Genomic DNA, 16,217 nt, shown 5'->3' with positions numbered 1-16,217 from the left:
TAGGATGTACCCATTTAAAATTGACGCCATGAAAAGACTGAATCATATTCTTCTGACCACTGCTTTGTGCAGTGTATTGACGGCCTGTGATGTGCTGGATCAGGAACCGCAGGCCGAGGTGTCGGAAAGCGTGGCCGTGACCAACCTGAAAGGTGCCACGGCGGCCATGGCCGGGATGTATAACCAGCTCCAGGACGGAAACTATTACGGGCGAAACTTCATCCTAATGGGCGATGTTGCAGCCGATATTTCGCAGAGCGTGGGAACCTGGGATTTTTACCGGGAAATGGATACCTACGTTACGGCACCGGCCAACCGCGAAAATGCCGCCCTGTGGACCCGGGCCTACCGCGCGGTCAACATCGCCAACACGCTGATCGAAGCCGTTCCGGGCCTGACGGACATTCCGGATGCCACCAAAAACGCCATTCTGGGTCAGGCGTATTTTATCCGGGGTTTGACGTTTTTCGACCTGACCCGGTCATACGGGGGCGTGCCGGGCGTCGTGGGGACGTTGGGCATTCCGCTGGTGCTGAAGCCTTCCAAGCAGGTCGACGATTCGTTGTTTCCGAGCCGGTCTACGCTGGCCGAATCTTATGCGCAGGTGGAAAGCGACATTCTGAAAGCCCTGGAACTGCTGCCGGAGACGCACGCGAACATCACAACCACCCGCTCGCAGGCCGTGAAGGGAACCGCCCGGGCGTTGCTTTCCCGCCTGTATCTGTATACCAACCAGCCGCAGAAAGTGATCGAGTATGCCAACCTGGTTATCAACGACAGTAAATATGCGCTGCTGGGCTCCTACGAATCGATTTTCTCGGGGGCTTTTTCCACCGAATCCATCTTCGAACTGGCGTTTGGTTCCACCGACCAGAGCGGTCTTCGCAACTGGTATTTTCCGTCCAGCATGGGGGGGCGGGGCGACATTGCCATTCACGAAGGTTTCTACGCCGAACTGATTGCCAATCCGAACGATGTGCGGGGAAAAATGACGGCCCGTGACAATGTGGTGGGGGTGTATTACTCGACGAAATACCAGAAAGCCGGTAACATCGATAACGTTCATATTCTGCGGATTGCCGAGGTGTATCTGAACCGGGCGGAAGCCCTGGCCCAAACCGGAAACCTGACCGGTGCGTTGGCCGATCTGAACCGAATCCGGACACGAGCCGGACTGGCCGCTTCGACGGTCACGGGTTTGCAGCCGACCTTGCAGGCCATCTGGCAGGAACGGAAAATTGAGCTGGCGTTTGAAGGCCACCGCTTCTTTGATCTGGTCCGGACCAACCAGGCCCTGACCAAACTGGTGGCCGTGGCCCGGAAAAATGGTCCGCCGATTACGCTGACGAACGCGGGGCGGCAGGTTTTCCCGATTCCCCTGGCGGACATCGATTCCAACAAAAATCTGGACCAGAACGAAGGCTACCGCTAGAGAATCGACCCGGAATTGGACGCTCAATAAATAACCCATCCTGATCTCCTGATGAAGCGTTAAATTAACCCTACATACTTTTTTTGAAAAACAGTCTATGAAATTACACCACTGTCTCATTCTGACGGCTTTAGGGGGACTTCTGCTGACCGAGCCGGCCGCGGCTCAGTCGTCTTCGCCCGTGCTGGCGACCGACTCCCTGCATTTTAAAGGAATGACCTGGCGCAACATCGGTCCCAACCGGGGGGGGCGCTCGCTGGGGTCTTCGGGGAGTTCCTCTCGCAAACAGGAATACTATTTTGGCGCGGTTGGTGGTGGCTTATGGAAAACCGTCGATGGCGGGAACACCTGGGCTCCTGTTACCGACGGCCAGTTACAAAGTTCGTCGGTGGGAGCGGTGGCCGTTTCGGAAACCAACCCGGATGTGGTCTACATCGGAACCGGCGAAACCCAGTTCCGGGGCAACATCATGCAGGGCGACGGTGTCTATAAAACCACCGACGCCGGCAAAACCTGGAAAAACATCGGTCTGAAAGAGACACAGGCCATTGCCCGGGTTCGCGTGCATCCCACCGACCCGAATACGGTTTACGTGGCGGCTCTGGGCCACCCGTACGGCCCGAACGAAGAGCGGGGTGTTTTCCGGACAACCGACGGCGGTACAACCTGGAAAAAAGTGCTGTACAAAGGCGACAAAGCTGGTGCGGCCGACCTCATCATCGATCCCACGAATCCGAAAGTGATCTACGCATCAATCTGGCAGGTGTATCGCACACCCTACAAAATGTGGGGGGGCGGTGGTGCCTGCGGTTTGTTCAAATCGACGGACGGGGGCGACACCTGGACTGAACTGACCAACAAACCGGGGATGCCGAAAGGGCCGGTCGGTAAAATTGGGGTGACGGTTTCGCCGGTCGATCCCAACCGCGTCTGGGCCATTGTGGAAGCCAACGACGGCGGGGTATACCGGTCCGACGATGCCGGGATGACCTGGAAATACGTCAACTCCGAGCGGAAACTGCGTCAGCGGGCGTTCTATTACTCGCGCATCTACGCCGATCCGAAAGACAAAGACGGCGTATACTGCCTGAATGTCGGGTTTTTCAAATCGTCGGACGGCGGGGTGAAATTTGACAAAACGATTACGGTGCCCCACGGTGACAACCACGACCTGTGGATCGACCCGACCGACCCGATGCGGATGGTGTCGTCCAACGACGGTGGCGGAACGGTTTCGGTCAACGGCGGCAAAACCTGGACGGACGAAAACTTCCCGACGGCGCAGTTGTACCACATCACGGTGACCAATGATTTTCCGTACCACGTGGCGGGTGCCCAGCAGGATAACTCGACTGTGGCCGTGGCCAGCGAAGGCTGGAATCACATGCAGGCCCGGTCCAATTCACTTAAGAAATCGGAGCGGTATTACGACGTTGGGGGAGGAGAGAGCGGCTACATTGCCCAGGATCCCAAAAACCCGGATATTTTCTACGCCGGTAGCCAGGGGGCGTTGTTGACGCGCTACAACCGGGCCACCGGTCAGGTGCGGGATGTGCAGGTGTATCCCCGGTTTTTCTCCGGCGAACCCTCCAGTGCGTTACCCGAACGCTGGCAGTGGACGTATCCCATCGTGTTCTCGCCGGTCGATCCGAACCGTTTGTACGTTTGTTCACAGCACGTCTGGATGTCGACCAACGAAGGGCAGTCGTGGCAGAAAATCAGCCCGGATCTGACGCTGGCCGATACGGCCTCACTCGGAAAAAGTGGCGGGGTCATTACGATGGACATGAACGGCCCGGAAATCTACGCGACGGTTTTTGCGCTCGCGCCTTCGTTCCACGATGTCAACACGATCTGGGCCGGTTCCGACGACGGGCTGGTACACATCACCCGCGATCACGGCAAAACCTGGCAGAACATTACGCCGAAGGATTTGCCGAAACACACCCGGATCAGCATCATCGACGCGTCGCGGCACAAGCCCGGAACGGCTTACATTGCCGCCAAACGGTATCAGATGGACGACCGCGCCCCGTATCTCTGGAAAACGGATGACTACGGAAAAACCTGGAAAAAAATCGTGACCGGCATTGGTGCCGGGCATTACGCCCACACGGTTCGGGAAGACCTGACGAAGCCCGGTTTGTTGTATGCCGGTACGGAACACGGTGTTTATGTGTCGTTCAACGATGGCGACAACTGGCAGCCGATGCAACTGGGTTTGCCCGATACCCAGATCTCCGATCTGATCGTAACCGAAAAAGACCTGGTGATCGGAACCCACGGTCGTTCGATGTATGTGCTGGACGATGTGGCGCCGATTCGGGAATTTTCGCCCGAAGTGGCCAAAGCCGACGTGCATTTTTTCAAACCGTATAGTGCCGTCCGTCGGGTTCAGAATGCGGTTTTCCAGTACTACCTGGCGAAACCGTCCGACAAGGTGAAAATTGAAATTCTGGATTCGAAAGGCAATCTGGTTCGCAGCTTCGACAGCGTTGACGCACCAGCGGGAGGTGAAAAAGCCCCGGCGGCTGAGATGGAAGAGGACAATCCACGCGCTCCACGGGTGAAACCGCCGACGAAAAATGCCGGTCTGAACCGCTTCGAGTGGGACATGCGGTATCCGGGAGCCACCGAGTTCAAAGGCATGATTGTCTGGAGTGCGCGGCCCACGATGGGACCGCTGGCTCCTTCGGGAAAATACCAGATCCGGCTCACGACCGCTGGCAAAACCCTCACGCAACCGTTTGAAATCAAGCTCGATCCGCGTTTGAAAGGTGTAAGCGATGCCGACGTTCAGGAGCAATTCCAGTTGGCCATCAAACTCCGTGACCAGACCAGCAAGGCCAACGACGCGGTGGTTCAGATTCGGGATTTGAAAGAAAAACTGGGCAAAACCAACAGCCCGGCCAACAAAAAGATCATCGAACAACTGAGCATCGTGGAAGAAAACCTGTATCAGATCCGCAACCAGAGTGGTCAGGATCCGCTGAACTTCCCGATCAAGCTCAACAACCGCCTGGCGTCGTTGTGGCGGAGCGTTGAAACCGGAGATGCCAAACCGACCGACGGCTCGTATAAAGTGTACGAAGAACTGTCGGCCGAACTGAATCAGCACCTGGGCGAACTGGAGTCGATTCTGAAGACGAAGACTATCAAGAGTTTGTAAATTGACTAACTAACCCTGCCCATTACCAGCTAATCAGGACGAAAGTTCCGGTTAGCTGGTTCCTGTTTTTTTGAAACCAACCCGTGTTCCGCTTGCCATAAACTTTACCATTTGCCGGATTGAGGACGTCGATACTCATACTGCTCCTGATGACGCTGGGTTTGCCTTTCTGGGGAACCTATACGCTCCTGCAATCCCAAAAATACCGGGTCAGGAAAGACGTGGAAAACCGTCTGGAAGAGGGCCGTACGGAATCGCAGCGGGTGACGTTGAAATTTGCCGTTTCCGAAATCAAAACCACCCTGCGCTGGGAACACGACCACGAGTTTGAATACCAGGGGCAGATGTATGACCTGATCGCAACGACGGTGGTCGGCGACAGTGTATTTTACGAGTGCTGGTGGGACAAAGAAGAAACCCGCCTGAACCAACAACTGGCGTCGCTGGAATTGCTCGAAAAAGATGCGCAGCAGGAAGAAAAATCGACCGAAGCCTCTCCCTTTTTACAACCCCTTTTCTGCCAGGAACTGCTTTCCTGGCTTTCGCTCCCGACCCACTGGTTTCCTGAACCGAGGGTCGGCGGTTTTATCAACCAGTTTGCCCTCTACGTGGCCCTCACTCCTCCGCAGCTTCCGCCTGAACAGTCGTTTTACATCGTGTACGTTTGATTTCCGGCTGACCATTTTCCGTCAGCTTTGAATTCGTGTGTCTGAATGCATGTGAAACGAATACTGAAGACTTCCCAACCGGTTAGATATGAAAAAATATATAATTCTCTGGGCGTTGCTCGGGGCCTATGCGGAAAGCTACGCCCAGGTGATTGCCATCAAAGACCGGGAAGATTCCCGGCCGCTCGAACGGGTGACGCTTTCGAGCCAGGAACCGACGGTTTTGCTGCTTTCGGGGGCCAAAGGCAAGGTAGACATCACCGCTTTCAAGGGTGCGGACCGAATCGAAATCCGATCCGTTGGCTACCAGACCCAAACCGTGAGCTACGACGAACTGGCGAAATCCGGGTTGTCTTTGTACCTCAAACCGGCGTCGCTGTCGCTGGATCAGGTGGTGGTGACGGCCAACCGCTGGAATCAGTCGAGCCGGGATGTGCCGGTCAAAATTACGACGATCTCGGCCAAGGAAGTGGCGTTTCAGAATCCGCAGACAGCCGCCGATTTGCTGGGCCAATCCGGCGAAGTGTTCATCCAGAAAAGCCAGCAGGGTGGAGGAAGCCCGATGATTCGCGGTTTTTCGACCAATCGTCTGCTGATTACGGTCGACGGCGTGCGGATGAATACAGCTATTTTTCGGAGTGGGAACCTGCAGAATGTGATTTCGCTTGATCCGTTTTCCATCGAAAACACGGAGGTGGTTTTTGGGCCGGGTTCGGTCATGTACGGCAGTGATGCCATTGGGGGTGTGATGAGTTTCTACACGCTGATGCCCAAATTGTCGGACAGTGCAAAACCGCTGGTGTCGGGTTCGGCGGTGGGGCGGTATTCGTCCGCCAACAGCGAGCTGACGGGCCACGCCGACGTCAGTGTCGGCTGGAAAAAATGGGGAATTGCCACCAGCATTTCCCACAACAATTTCGGCGATCTGCGCATGGGTTCGCACGGGCCGGACGAATACCTGCGCAAGGAATACGTTGAGCGGATCGACAGCGAGGATCGGGTGATTCAGAACCAGGATCAGCGGGTGCAGCGTCCGACGGGCTATTCGCAGATCAATCTGTTGCAGAAAATTCGGTTCAAACCGAACGGCCGCTGGGATTTCAACTACGGTTTTCAGTATTCGACCACGTCGAACTACGCGCGCTACGACCGGCTTTTGCGCTACCGCCGGAATCTGCCGCGCAGTGCGGAATGGAACTACGGCCCGCAGGAATGGATGATGAACAACCTGACCATCACCAATACCGCAAGTGGGGGATTGTACGACCAGATGAGCATTCGGCTGGCCCACCAGTTTTTCGAAGAGAGCCGCATCGACCGCGATCTGAACGACTCGGAACGGCGGACGACGCTCGAAAAGGTGAATGCTTTTTCGGCCAGTATCGATTTCAACAAGCAGTTGAACGACAAACAGAAGCTGTTTTATGGACTGGAAGCGGTCTACGATGATGTGGTTTCGACGGCTACGAATCTGGATATTGTTACGAATGTGTCCGTTCCGGGTGCCCCGCGTTACCCCAAATCGAACTGGGCTTCGTATGCGGCTTACCTGACGTACCAGCTAAAAGCCAGCGACAACCTGACGTTTCAGGCCGGAGCGCGCTACAACCAGTTTGTCCTGAATTCAACGTTCGAAACCACATTTTACCCGTTCCCGTTTACCACCGCGAAACTTAACAACGGTGCCCTGACCGGCAGCGCGGGACTGGTTTATCACCCGGCCAGCACCTGGAGTTTGAGTGCGAATTTGTCCACCGGTTTTCGCTCGCCCAACGTCGATGATGTCGGAAAGGTGTTTGAATCGGAGCCGGGTTCGGTGGTCATTCCCAATCCGAATCTGAAGGCGGAGTATGCCTACAATGCGGAAGTGGGCGTTGCCAAAGTGTTCGGAAACCGCGTGAAAGTCGATTTGACGGCGTATTACACGTACCTGGACAACGCGCTGGTTCGGCGGAATTTTACGCTGAACGGACAGGACAGCATTCAGTACAATGGCGAATTGAGTCAGGTTCAGGCGATTCAGAATGCGGCCAAAGCGACGGTCTACGGGATTCAGGCGGGTCTGGAAATCAAGCTCCCCGCCGGATTCGGCCTGTCGTCACACTTCACCTACCAGAAAGGTGACGAAGAACTGGACGACGGCACCACCAGCCCGCTGCGTCACGCGGCTCCCTGGTTCGGCATCACCCGGCTGAGTTACACGGCCAAAAAGCTGCGGCTGGAACTATACGGGATGTATAACGACAAGGTGGCCAACAGCGAGTTGGCGCAGGAAGAGCAGGGCAAGGATTACATGTATGCTATCGACGCCGACGGAAAACCGTATTCGCCGGGTTGGTACACGCTGAATTTCAAGGCGCATTACCAACTCACGGATCTGTTGTCGATCAATGCGGGGGTAGAAAACTTCACCGATCAGCGGTATCGCCCCTACAGCTCGGGAATCGTGGCCCCCGGCCGGAACGTCATCGTTTCGCTGCGGGCGAGGTTTTAAGTTGCCCCCAACCCCCTAAAGGGGGCTAAAACATCCGGATTTTGAAGCCCCCTTTAGGGGGTTGGGGGCAAAAAGCGGAAGAACTAACAGCCCTGCCCTTTAGGGGGTTGGGGGCAATAGGCAAAAACTCTAAACCAACTTGGCCGACCGCGTCAGCTTCTCCTGGCGAATCCGTTTCGGGCCATAATAGAGGTAAAAACCGGTGACTGAAAACAGGATTAACGCGATACCCATGACGCTGGTGTAGAGGAGTTTGAACGGTTGTTCGTCCAGGTTGACCAGGGCGTCGAGGTAGGAACCGTCGTGCAGTTTTTCGATGAAATCCGACCGGCGGGTTTCGATGTGTAAGACCTGGCCGGTGGTGCAATCCAGTTGGATGCCCGCGTAGTGATCGGCAAAAACGAATTTTACCATGCCTTTCTGCGGACGAATGTCGATCCGGTCCAGTTCCGGCGACAGCTCGGCGGAAACTGAATCGCGCAGGGTGTTGAACGCAATTTTCTGGAGCGAATCGACGGGCAGCCAGGTTTTCGGATCGGCTGAAACGCCCTTGTAGGATTTCGCCAGCAATACCCCGCCGGAATGTTTTTTCCAACCCAGCAGCAGCCCCGTCACCGCAATGATTAAGAAAAAGAAGAAGAGGGTTCCGCCCAATACCCCGTGAATTTTTCGGTAGAATCGAAGCCTGCGCGAACGGTCTTTAATGTCTTTCATACGTAAAGGCAAGATACCAAATTCGGCGCGGGAACCCTATTGTTTTTGCATCAAAAACCGGCTTGTTAAGCTGCAAATGCTGCCGGATCAGTTGTTGAGTTCCACCATCGCTTTGATCACGCCGTTGGCCGGATTCAGCCAGCCAGCGAATTCGTCCCGGACCTGACCAAACTGAACCCGGTGCGTAATGTAGGTGACCGGATCGATCAATCCTTTTTTCTGACAGGCCAGAACGTGTTCAAAATCCTGCCGGGTGGCGTTCCGGCTGCTCATCAGCGTGGCTTCGCGTTTGTGAAATTCCGGATGGCTCAAAGAGACGTCGCCCCGCTGCAAACCGACCAGCACATACCGCCCGCCGTGGGCCATATACTGAAAGGCGTTGTTGATGGCCGTCCGGTTGCCGGTGGCGTCGACAATCACGGTTGGCATGTCGCCGTTGGTCATCTCGCGGAGTTGTTCGGCCACGTCGGCCGAGCGGGCGTCGATGGTGTAGGGCACCCGGAGTTTCTCCCGGCAAAACGCCAGCCGGGATTCATTCACATCCATCGCGATGACCTGACCACCCGCAATGCGCGCAAACTCCATGACCCCCAGACCAATCGGCCCGGCGCCCACCACCAGCACAAACTCACCGGGCTGCACGTCCGCCCGCCGAATGCCGTGGGCGCCGATGGACAGCGGTTCGGCCAGCGCCAGTTCGTCCAGGCTCAGGCCGTCGCCGTGAATCAGCGAATAGCTCGGAACGCTCAGGTATTCGACCATGCCGCCGTCGATGTGAACGCCCGAAACCCGAAGCTGGGCGCAGCAGTTGGTTTTTCCCACGCGGCAGGCCACGCAGGTTCCGCAGTAGAAATAGGGCATGAACGTAATCCGTTCGCCTTGCTGAAAACCGGGCGCATCATCGAAATCGACCAGCTCACCGGCCAGTTCGTGACCCAGAATCCGGGGATACTCGAAGAACGGCTGCGTTCCTTCAAAGGCGTGCAGGTCGGTTCCACAGATGCCGATGCGCTGAATTTTTACAATGGCGTGGCCCGGAGTAAGCTCCGGTTTTAGGCCGGGACGGTATTCAAACTGGCCGGGCGTGGTGCAGACGAGTGTTTCCATAGTGTGTCGGGTGTCAATCTTCCCGCTTTCATTTCCACTGCAAAGGAAAAGCAAATAGTTGAAGATCGCTTCTGTTTTACTACCCGATTCATATGCTATTTTACCATACTGGCCGCGATCGAACGCTTTGGGGGAACGGAATGTAAAATGAAACCGGAAGTGGTATTAATATATATATTTCATAGACACAGTATAAAATACGATTTTCAACGTTATAGGGTATACATTGTTAGCAAAAGCAACAATACGCACAATTTAGAAGTAGGGGAGCGATACAGTCGTCAGTGAATAGCCGGTTGACAGGTACCTAGTAACCCAGGAAGTTAAACATGACGACTACAAACGTAAAGTTTCTGAACAAAGACAAGTCTACTTTTTTTCCGGTACTCCGTACAAGAATTGAGCAGTACTTCCAGGAAAATGCCATTTGCAAATCGGGTGGTTCGCCCATGGTGGGCAAAGCAATTTTTATGCTTAGCCTCTATCTGGTTCCTTACATCCTGATTCTGACCAATGTCTTTCCGGCCTGGGCCATGCTCATTCTGTCGGGCATTATGGGAATCGGGATTGCCGGTGTGGGGATGTCGGTCATGCACGACGCCAACCACGGTTCGTTTTCGACCACGGCCTGGGTCAATAATCTGTTCAGCGGCAGTCTGTATCTGCTCGGTGGCAACGTCTATAACTGGAAAGTTCAGCACAATACCCTGCACCATACCTATACCAACATCGACCAGTTGGACAGCGACATTACGGGCAAACCGTTCCTGAGGTTGTGCGAGCAGCAGCGCCTGCAAAAAATGCACCGCTACCAGCACATTTATGCCTTCCTGCTATACGGTTTGATGACCTTCTCCTTTCTGGTGAAAGATTTCAAACAGATCGGGGAGTTCAACCGGAAGTCCAAATCGAAACTGACCAAGCCGTTTTCGTCGCGCGAAATCCTAATTTTGCTCGCGGGCAAGCTGTTTTATGTGGTTTTTGTCGGCGTATTGCCGCTGGCATTAACCGACATCACCTTCGGACAGTGGGCGCTCGGTTTTCTGCTGATGAACTTTGTCGCGGGCTTCGTGCTGAGCGTCATTTTTCAGTTGGCGCACATCATTGAGGAAGTTCATTCGCCGATTCGGAACGATCAGGGCAACATCGAAAATGCCTGGGCTATTCACCAACTGGAAAGCACCGCCAATTTTTCGGTTTCCCGGGTTTTGTCCTGGTTCATCGGCGGGTTGAATTACCAGATCGAACACCACTTGTTTCCATCGATTGGCCACGTGCATTACCCGGCCATTGCGCCCATCGTGCAGGCCACAGCGCAGGAGTTCGGACTCCCGTATTACCAGAAAACCTCGTTGCTGGATGCGCTGGGTTCGCACGTCAACATGCTGAAAAATCTGGGGCGACAAGCCGGGCAAACCGTTGTTGCTCCGCGTGTGGTCTGTGTTCCGCAACCCGTTGCCAGTTCGCAACAGGTCTGAAAAACCGGGTATTGTCGTTTCAGAATTTTAATTGCTTTCACCTGACGCAGACTTCCCACGCGCAGGAGATAATCTCCCCTGGTTGATGCTTGAAGGAATGTTTTTCAAAAAAGAAGCATTTATGAAATTCGCTGCTTAATTTGAGAAACAACCTGCTTATTCTGAGCTATGACCAAACGCTACGTTCGCGTACTCTTGTTGCTAAGCATCGCTCCCGGTGTTTATAGCCAATCCCTTTCGCCCACCGAGAAAAAAGTGATCGAAACCGTCCGGCAAATTCACCCGGAAACGGAGAAGTTTCTGGAAAAAACCGTCAACATCAACAGCGGAACGCTCAACCTCGAGGGCGTCCGGGAAAATGGTAAACTCCTGGCCGACGAATTTGAAAAACTGGGCTTCAAAACCGAGTGGGTAACGCTGCCCGATTCCCTCAACCGCGCCGGGCATCTGGTGGCTACGCGGCAGGGCAAACGTGGCAAGAAGCTGTTTCTGATCGGACACCTGGATACGGTTTTTGAAAAAAGCCTTCCCTTCGATCCCTTTACGCGGGTGAACGATTCGACGGCTACGGGGCAGGGCGCCAACGACATCAAAGGCGGTAACGTGCTCATTCTGGCTGCTTTGAAAGCACTTCACGCCCAGAAATTGCTGGACGATGTCTCGATTACGGCCTATTTCACGGGCGATGAAGAAAGCAGTGGCGGCCCCGAAAGTCGGCGCGATTTCATCGAACGGGCCAAAAAATGCGACCTGGCCCTGGCGTTCGAAGGGGCGCAGGGACTGACCCACGTCACCACCGGTCGGCGCGGTTCGAGTAGCTGGACGCTCAAGGTGGTGGCCCGAACGGGGCATTCATCGCGGATATTCAGTGATCTGGGCTACGGTGCCATTTTTGAAACCGCCCGGATTCTGAACGAATTTCGGCGCGCCCTGGGGCAGGAGCAATACCTCACGTTCAATCCGGGCCTGATGATCGGCGGGTCGGAAGTGCGGTATGACAACAAATCCGCCAAAGGCGAAACCAACGGCAAAACCAACATCGTGGCTCCGTCGGCACTGGTGAAAGGCGATTTGCGGTTTATTTCGGAAAAACAGAAAGAAAGCGCCCGCGCCCGGATGCGCGAAATCGTAGAGAAAAGCCTGCCATTAACCAAAGCGACGATCACGTTTCAGGACGGCATTCCGGCGATGGAACCGTCGGAAAAGAACGAAAACCTGCGGAAAGTGGTGGATCAGGTCAGCCGCGACATGGGCCTGGGGCCGGTGCTGGCGGGTGATCCGGGGTCGCGGGGAGCGGGGGACGTTTCGTTTGTGGCGGAATACCTGCCGTGTCTGGACGGACTCGGTGCGTCGGGAAAAGGCGCGCACAGCATCGAAGAAAGCATCAACCTGAAAGAATACCCGTTTCTGATTCAGCGGGCGGCTTTGCTGCTCTACCGCCTGACGCGCTGACGCATCCCCCAAAACCCTGCAACCACTTTGAATCATGATGAATCCTTCTCCCGAAACCCTGATCATTGGGGCTGGCCCGTTTGGGCTGGGCCTGGCATCCTATCTTCAAAACCGGCAGCACGATTTCCGGGTGATTGGGCATCCGATGGAATTCTGGAAGCAGCACATGCCCGCCGGAATGCTGCTGCGCTCGGGTGTCGAATGGCACCTCGACCCCGACGGGCAATGGACCATCGAACGGTTTCTGGCCGAACGCGGAGAATCGCCCACGCTGGAAAAACCGCTCTCGCGGGAGGTGTATCTGGCGTATACGGACTGGTTTCTGAAAAGAGCAGAAATTCCGGTACAGACGGCCTATGTGAACAAACTCAGTCGGAACAATGGCCATTTCCGGGCGGTGCTGGACGACGGTTCGATGGTGGAGGCCCGGCAGGTGGTGATAGCCACCGGGTTTTATTCCTACAGCCATATTCCGACTCTGTTGTCGAAACTGATTCCTTCGGACCGGCTCCGGCACACCCGCGATGCGGTGGATATGGCTGGTTATGCGGGTAAACGGGTGTTAATTGTGGGCGGTCGCCAGAGTGCGTTCGAGTGGGCGGCCCTCCTGCGCGAAGCCGGTGTGGCCCGGATCGATCTCTCTTACCGGCACGATACGCCCCAATTCATTCCATCGGATTGGTCGTGGGTCGAAACGCTGGTCGAAGGCATGGTCGATCAGCCCGGCTGGTTCCGAAACCTGTCAACTGATGAGCAGGAAATGCATCGGATGAATCTGTGGACGGAGGGGCGGTTAAAGCTGGAACCCTGGCTGGCCGATCGGATTTTTCAGCCGGAAGTTGGCCTCCATCCCCGGACGCAGGTGACGGCCGTGACCGAAAAACCGGATGGTTTAGGCATAACGCTGGATTCGGGCGAAGAACTGGTGGTGGATGCGGTGATTGCGGCCACGGGCTACCAGGTCGACATTCGGCGGCTGCCCTTTCTGGAGGAGTCGCTGCTGGACGAGCTGGCTGTCGACAACGGCTTTCCGGTGCTGGACGGGGTTTTTCAGAGCAGCGTGCCCGGTTTGTACGTTACCAGTTTCCCGGCCGGTTTGGCCTTCGGGCCTTTTTTTGGCTTCACCATCGGCGTTCGGGCAGCGTCCCGTATCGTTGGTGCAGCACTGAATCGAAACGAACCGACGCCCGTATAAACTGGCAAAACCATTTGGTTCCTGAAGCGTTTAGCTTGTATCCACATGCTCAACGTTATGAACTTTCTTTCTTTTTCGCGGGCGCTTGCCCCGGTTTTATTGCTTTTGATGACATTGCCCTCGAAGGCCCAATTACGACTTGATCTTGAATCGGGGCTGGTCCTCGGAACGAATTACACCGATGTACGGATTCCCAATCAGGGAGGTACGCTGGTTGATTTAGCGAAGCAGCTAAGTGCAGAGCCCCAGGCTTTTTACCGCGTCCGATTGGGCTACACCATCGCCAACCGGCACACGATTTCCGCCTTGTATGCGCCCCTGACAGTTCGTTATCAGGGGAATTTCGATCAGGATGTTACTTTTAACAACGTCTTGTTTCCGGCCAATCAACCGACGACGGCTTACTACAAATTTAACTCCTACCGGCTTACGTACCGCTACGACTTCGTGGCCAACGACCGCTGGCGGGTGGGCGCGGGTTTTACGGCCAAAATCCGGGATGCCGACACCCGGTTTGAAAATGAAGTAAGTAGAGCCAATTATGACAACGTTGGCTTCGTTCCCTTGCTGAATTTCTACGCGGCCTATTCGCCCGGCAACCGCTGGAGCGTGCTGCTGGAGGGTGACGCGCTGGGGGCAAAGGCGGGTCGGGCCGAAGATGTTTTTCTGGGAGCGGTTTACAAAGCCAGCCCGAAACTGGGTTTCAAACTGGGCTACCGGGTCGTTGAAGGCGGGGCGGATACGGACGAAATTTACACCTTTACCTGGATCAATTACGCGTCGGCGGGGGTATTGCTGACACTGTAAGCCAAGGCTGTTCCTATTACTAAATAAAAGCGGCAATCCCGGGTAATGGGATTGCCGCTTTTATTTAGTAACTACTTTAAAATCAGTTACCTCCCGTGAATTTTACGATCATGCCTGAACCATAATACAGGACATAATAGGTGTCGGCGGCATTACTGACCAGTATGTCTACCGGCGTGATGTACGGGAAAGCCCCTGAAAACAATGTTCCGCTCGGACTGTCTCCATCCACATCGCCGTTGGCAACCCGGGGCGGAGTTGAGAAGCCGAATTCCGTCACCAGCGCTTTGCCTCCCGACGTCAGCGCGATGTCGGTCAGGCCCGAGAATTTGGTTTTATAAGCGACCGGTGTAATCGGAGCGGTACCCATGGCACTTACTTTGTAAATGGTTGAAAGATTGGCCGGAAAAGGATATCCCACCAGGGTGGTAACCAGGAAGTCGGTCCCGTTGAAGACAATACCGGTTGGTACGGGGTCGATGGTCTCCGGTCCTTTCAACGGATCCGAAGCATCATAAATAGGATTCGGTACATCCGGGAAAATCGCGTAGATACTCAAGGCTCCGGTATCCTTGTCCCGACGCACGATGGCGTTCCCACCGGCATCGACAATGAACAGATCGCCGTTGGGGCCAAATGTTAAATTGTAGGGATTCGAATCTTTCGGGTCGGGGGCATTCGGATGCTGCTGCCGAACAAAGGTACCAATGTCGATTTTGGTCAATGAACCGAACGGAATCGGAGCCGTCACGCCCGGAACGAATGAGGAGATGTCTGCAATGTACAGCGCGTCATCAACGCCGTGCAAAATGTACAGCTTGCCATCTTTGTAGGCCAGGTGGTTGAGCCCTTCGGGCGAGCCTTCCGGACTTTCGGCGGACAGAAAACCGGTGATGGCGGTAAACGTGCCTCCGGGCGTGATGACCGAAACCCGGCCACTGGCGGGGCTGGCGGTTCCGCTACCGGCTTCCGTAACCCACAGATACCCTTTGTTATCCTCGGCCATGCCAATCGGCGAGCTAAGGCCACTGGCCACTGGCGGGCCTTGTACGGCCGAGAACGTAGTCGGATTCGGGAACTGGTGATCCTGAATTGCCTTAAAACAACTGGTTACGCCAAAAAGCAGCGCACTGACCACCAAGAGAGCCAGCAGGGATCGGAGTGTAAAATGTCTGGTATTCATGCGTAAAAATGGTTAGGAAATGAAAATTGAACTGATTACTGAGTAGAACGCGGACAAGAACTGCACGAGTCGCAAGGTAGTCCGATAAAAGGGGTAATGTTACGCTAATTTATTATCTGGTGACTTTTTTCGAGCGTAGAACCGCATTTTTGGTCAGTCAAGCGGTTTTTGACCAATTCGTACAAAGGTACTTCGACGGTTCACCAGACCGAGGCTTCCTTTCGCTTCAAGCTAAGTAGTTCGGTAAGTAATTATAAAGTTTGGGGCAGGAAAATACATTACGGAAATAAGTAGTCAGTTTTTAAGTATAAGACTTTCGCTTTTGCCCCTAAATCCCCTAAAGGGCGGTCGGCCGCTGCCGGACTTTGCGCATCCGGATTATGCTGTGTCCAAGTCCCCTTAGAGGATTTAGGGGCAAAAAGCAAGTTTATCAAAATTATCAGACGTAAGTCCTAAAGTATAAAACCGAACAGGTAGATGCCGGGAAATTTCCCGTATTTTCTGGGGGAGCTCCCGTA

At 54.8% G+C, this 16,217-nt stretch carries 11 protein-coding genes; 8 read left to right on the top strand and 3 right to left on the bottom strand.

Annotation, left to right across the window (positions count from 1 at the left end; genetic code table 11):
• The first annotated feature begins 28 nt into the window (after positions 1-28).
• From ACO064_RS07215 to ACO064_RS07200, 4 genes are all read left to right on the top strand, one after another.
• Positions 29-1,432 (top strand): RagB/SusD family nutrient uptake outer membrane protein, encoded by a 1,404-nt coding sequence (locus tag ACO064_RS07215; RefSeq protein WP_421826716.1) that lies wholly within the window; start codon positions 29-31, stop codon positions 1,430-1,432.
• Positions 1,433-1,529: 97 nt separating this feature from the next.
• Positions 1,530-4,601: a VPS10 domain-containing protein gene (locus ACO064_RS07210; protein WP_421826715.1), complete on the top strand. Its 3,072-nt coding sequence runs from the start codon at positions 1,530-1,532 to the stop codon at positions 4,599-4,601.
• 119 nt (positions 4,602-4,720) lie between these two features.
• Positions 4,721-5,269, top strand: a complete 549-nt coding sequence (locus ACO064_RS07205) for a hypothetical protein (RefSeq protein WP_421826714.1) — start codon at positions 4,721-4,723, stop codon at positions 5,267-5,269.
• Positions 5,270-5,357: 88 nt separating this feature from the next.
• Positions 5,358-7,763: a TonB-dependent receptor gene (locus ACO064_RS07200; protein ID WP_421826713.1), complete on the top strand. Its 2,406-nt coding sequence runs from the start codon at positions 5,358-5,360 to the stop codon at positions 7,761-7,763.
• Positions 7,764-7,892: 129 nt separating this feature from the next.
• Here the strand turns inward: ACO064_RS07200 and ACO064_RS07195 are convergent, their stop codons facing one another.
• Positions 7,893-8,477 carry a PepSY domain-containing protein gene (locus tag ACO064_RS07195; RefSeq protein ID WP_421826712.1) on the bottom strand — a complete coding sequence of 195 codons (585 nt, stop codon included), beginning with the start codon at positions 8,475-8,477 and terminating at the stop codon, positions 7,893-7,895.
• Positions 8,478-8,564: 87 nt separating this feature from the next.
• Positions 8,565-9,584 carry a zinc-binding alcohol dehydrogenase family protein gene (locus ACO064_RS07190; protein ID WP_421826711.1) on the bottom strand — a complete coding sequence of 340 codons (1,020 nt, stop codon included), beginning with the start codon at positions 9,582-9,584 and terminating at the stop codon, positions 8,565-8,567.
• A gap of 329 nt (positions 9,585-9,913) precedes the next feature.
• Here ACO064_RS07190 and ACO064_RS07185 point away from each other — a divergent pair, with 329 nt between their 5' ends.
• The 4 genes from ACO064_RS07185 (at position 9,914) to ACO064_RS07170 (ending at position 14,516) form a co-directional block, all read left to right on the top strand.
• The gene (locus ACO064_RS07185) at positions 9,914-11,062 is read left to right on the top strand and encodes a fatty acid desaturase family protein (RefSeq protein ID WP_421826710.1); all 1,149 of its coding nucleotides are present in this window, start codon (positions 9,914-9,916) and stop codon (positions 11,060-11,062) included.
• A 168-nt stretch (positions 11,063-11,230) separates the two neighbouring features.
• A complete protein-coding gene (locus ACO064_RS07180; protein WP_421826709.1) occupies positions 11,231-12,514 on the top strand; it encodes a M20/M25/M40 family metallo-hydrolase in 1,284 nt (427 codons plus the stop codon).
• Positions 12,515-12,548: 34 nt separating this feature from the next.
• Positions 12,549-13,709 carry an NAD(P)-binding domain-containing protein gene (locus tag ACO064_RS07175; RefSeq protein ID WP_421826708.1) on the top strand — a complete coding sequence of 387 codons (1,161 nt, stop codon included), beginning with the start codon at positions 12,549-12,551 and terminating at the stop codon, positions 13,707-13,709.
• Between the two features lie 57 nt (positions 13,710-13,766).
• Positions 13,767-14,516, top strand: a complete 750-nt coding sequence (locus ACO064_RS07170) for a hypothetical protein (protein WP_421826707.1) — start codon at positions 13,767-13,769, stop codon at positions 14,514-14,516.
• 82 nt (positions 14,517-14,598) lie between these two features.
• Here ACO064_RS07170 and ACO064_RS07165 read toward each other — a convergent pair whose 3' ends face one another.
• Positions 14,599-15,699 carry a ScyD/ScyE family protein gene (locus ACO064_RS07165; protein WP_421826706.1) on the bottom strand — a complete coding sequence of 367 codons (1,101 nt, stop codon included), beginning with the start codon at positions 15,697-15,699 and terminating at the stop codon, positions 14,599-14,601.
• Between the last annotated feature and the right edge of the window lie 518 nt (positions 15,700-16,217).

The sequence above is a fragment of the Larkinella sp. genome (genome assembly GCF_965227735.1).
GTDB lineage: Bacteria > Bacteroidota > Bacteroidia > Cytophagales > Spirosomataceae > Larkinella.
The sequence above is the reverse complement of the archived record's forward strand: the minus strand, read 5'-3'. Positions and strand labels throughout refer to the sequence as shown.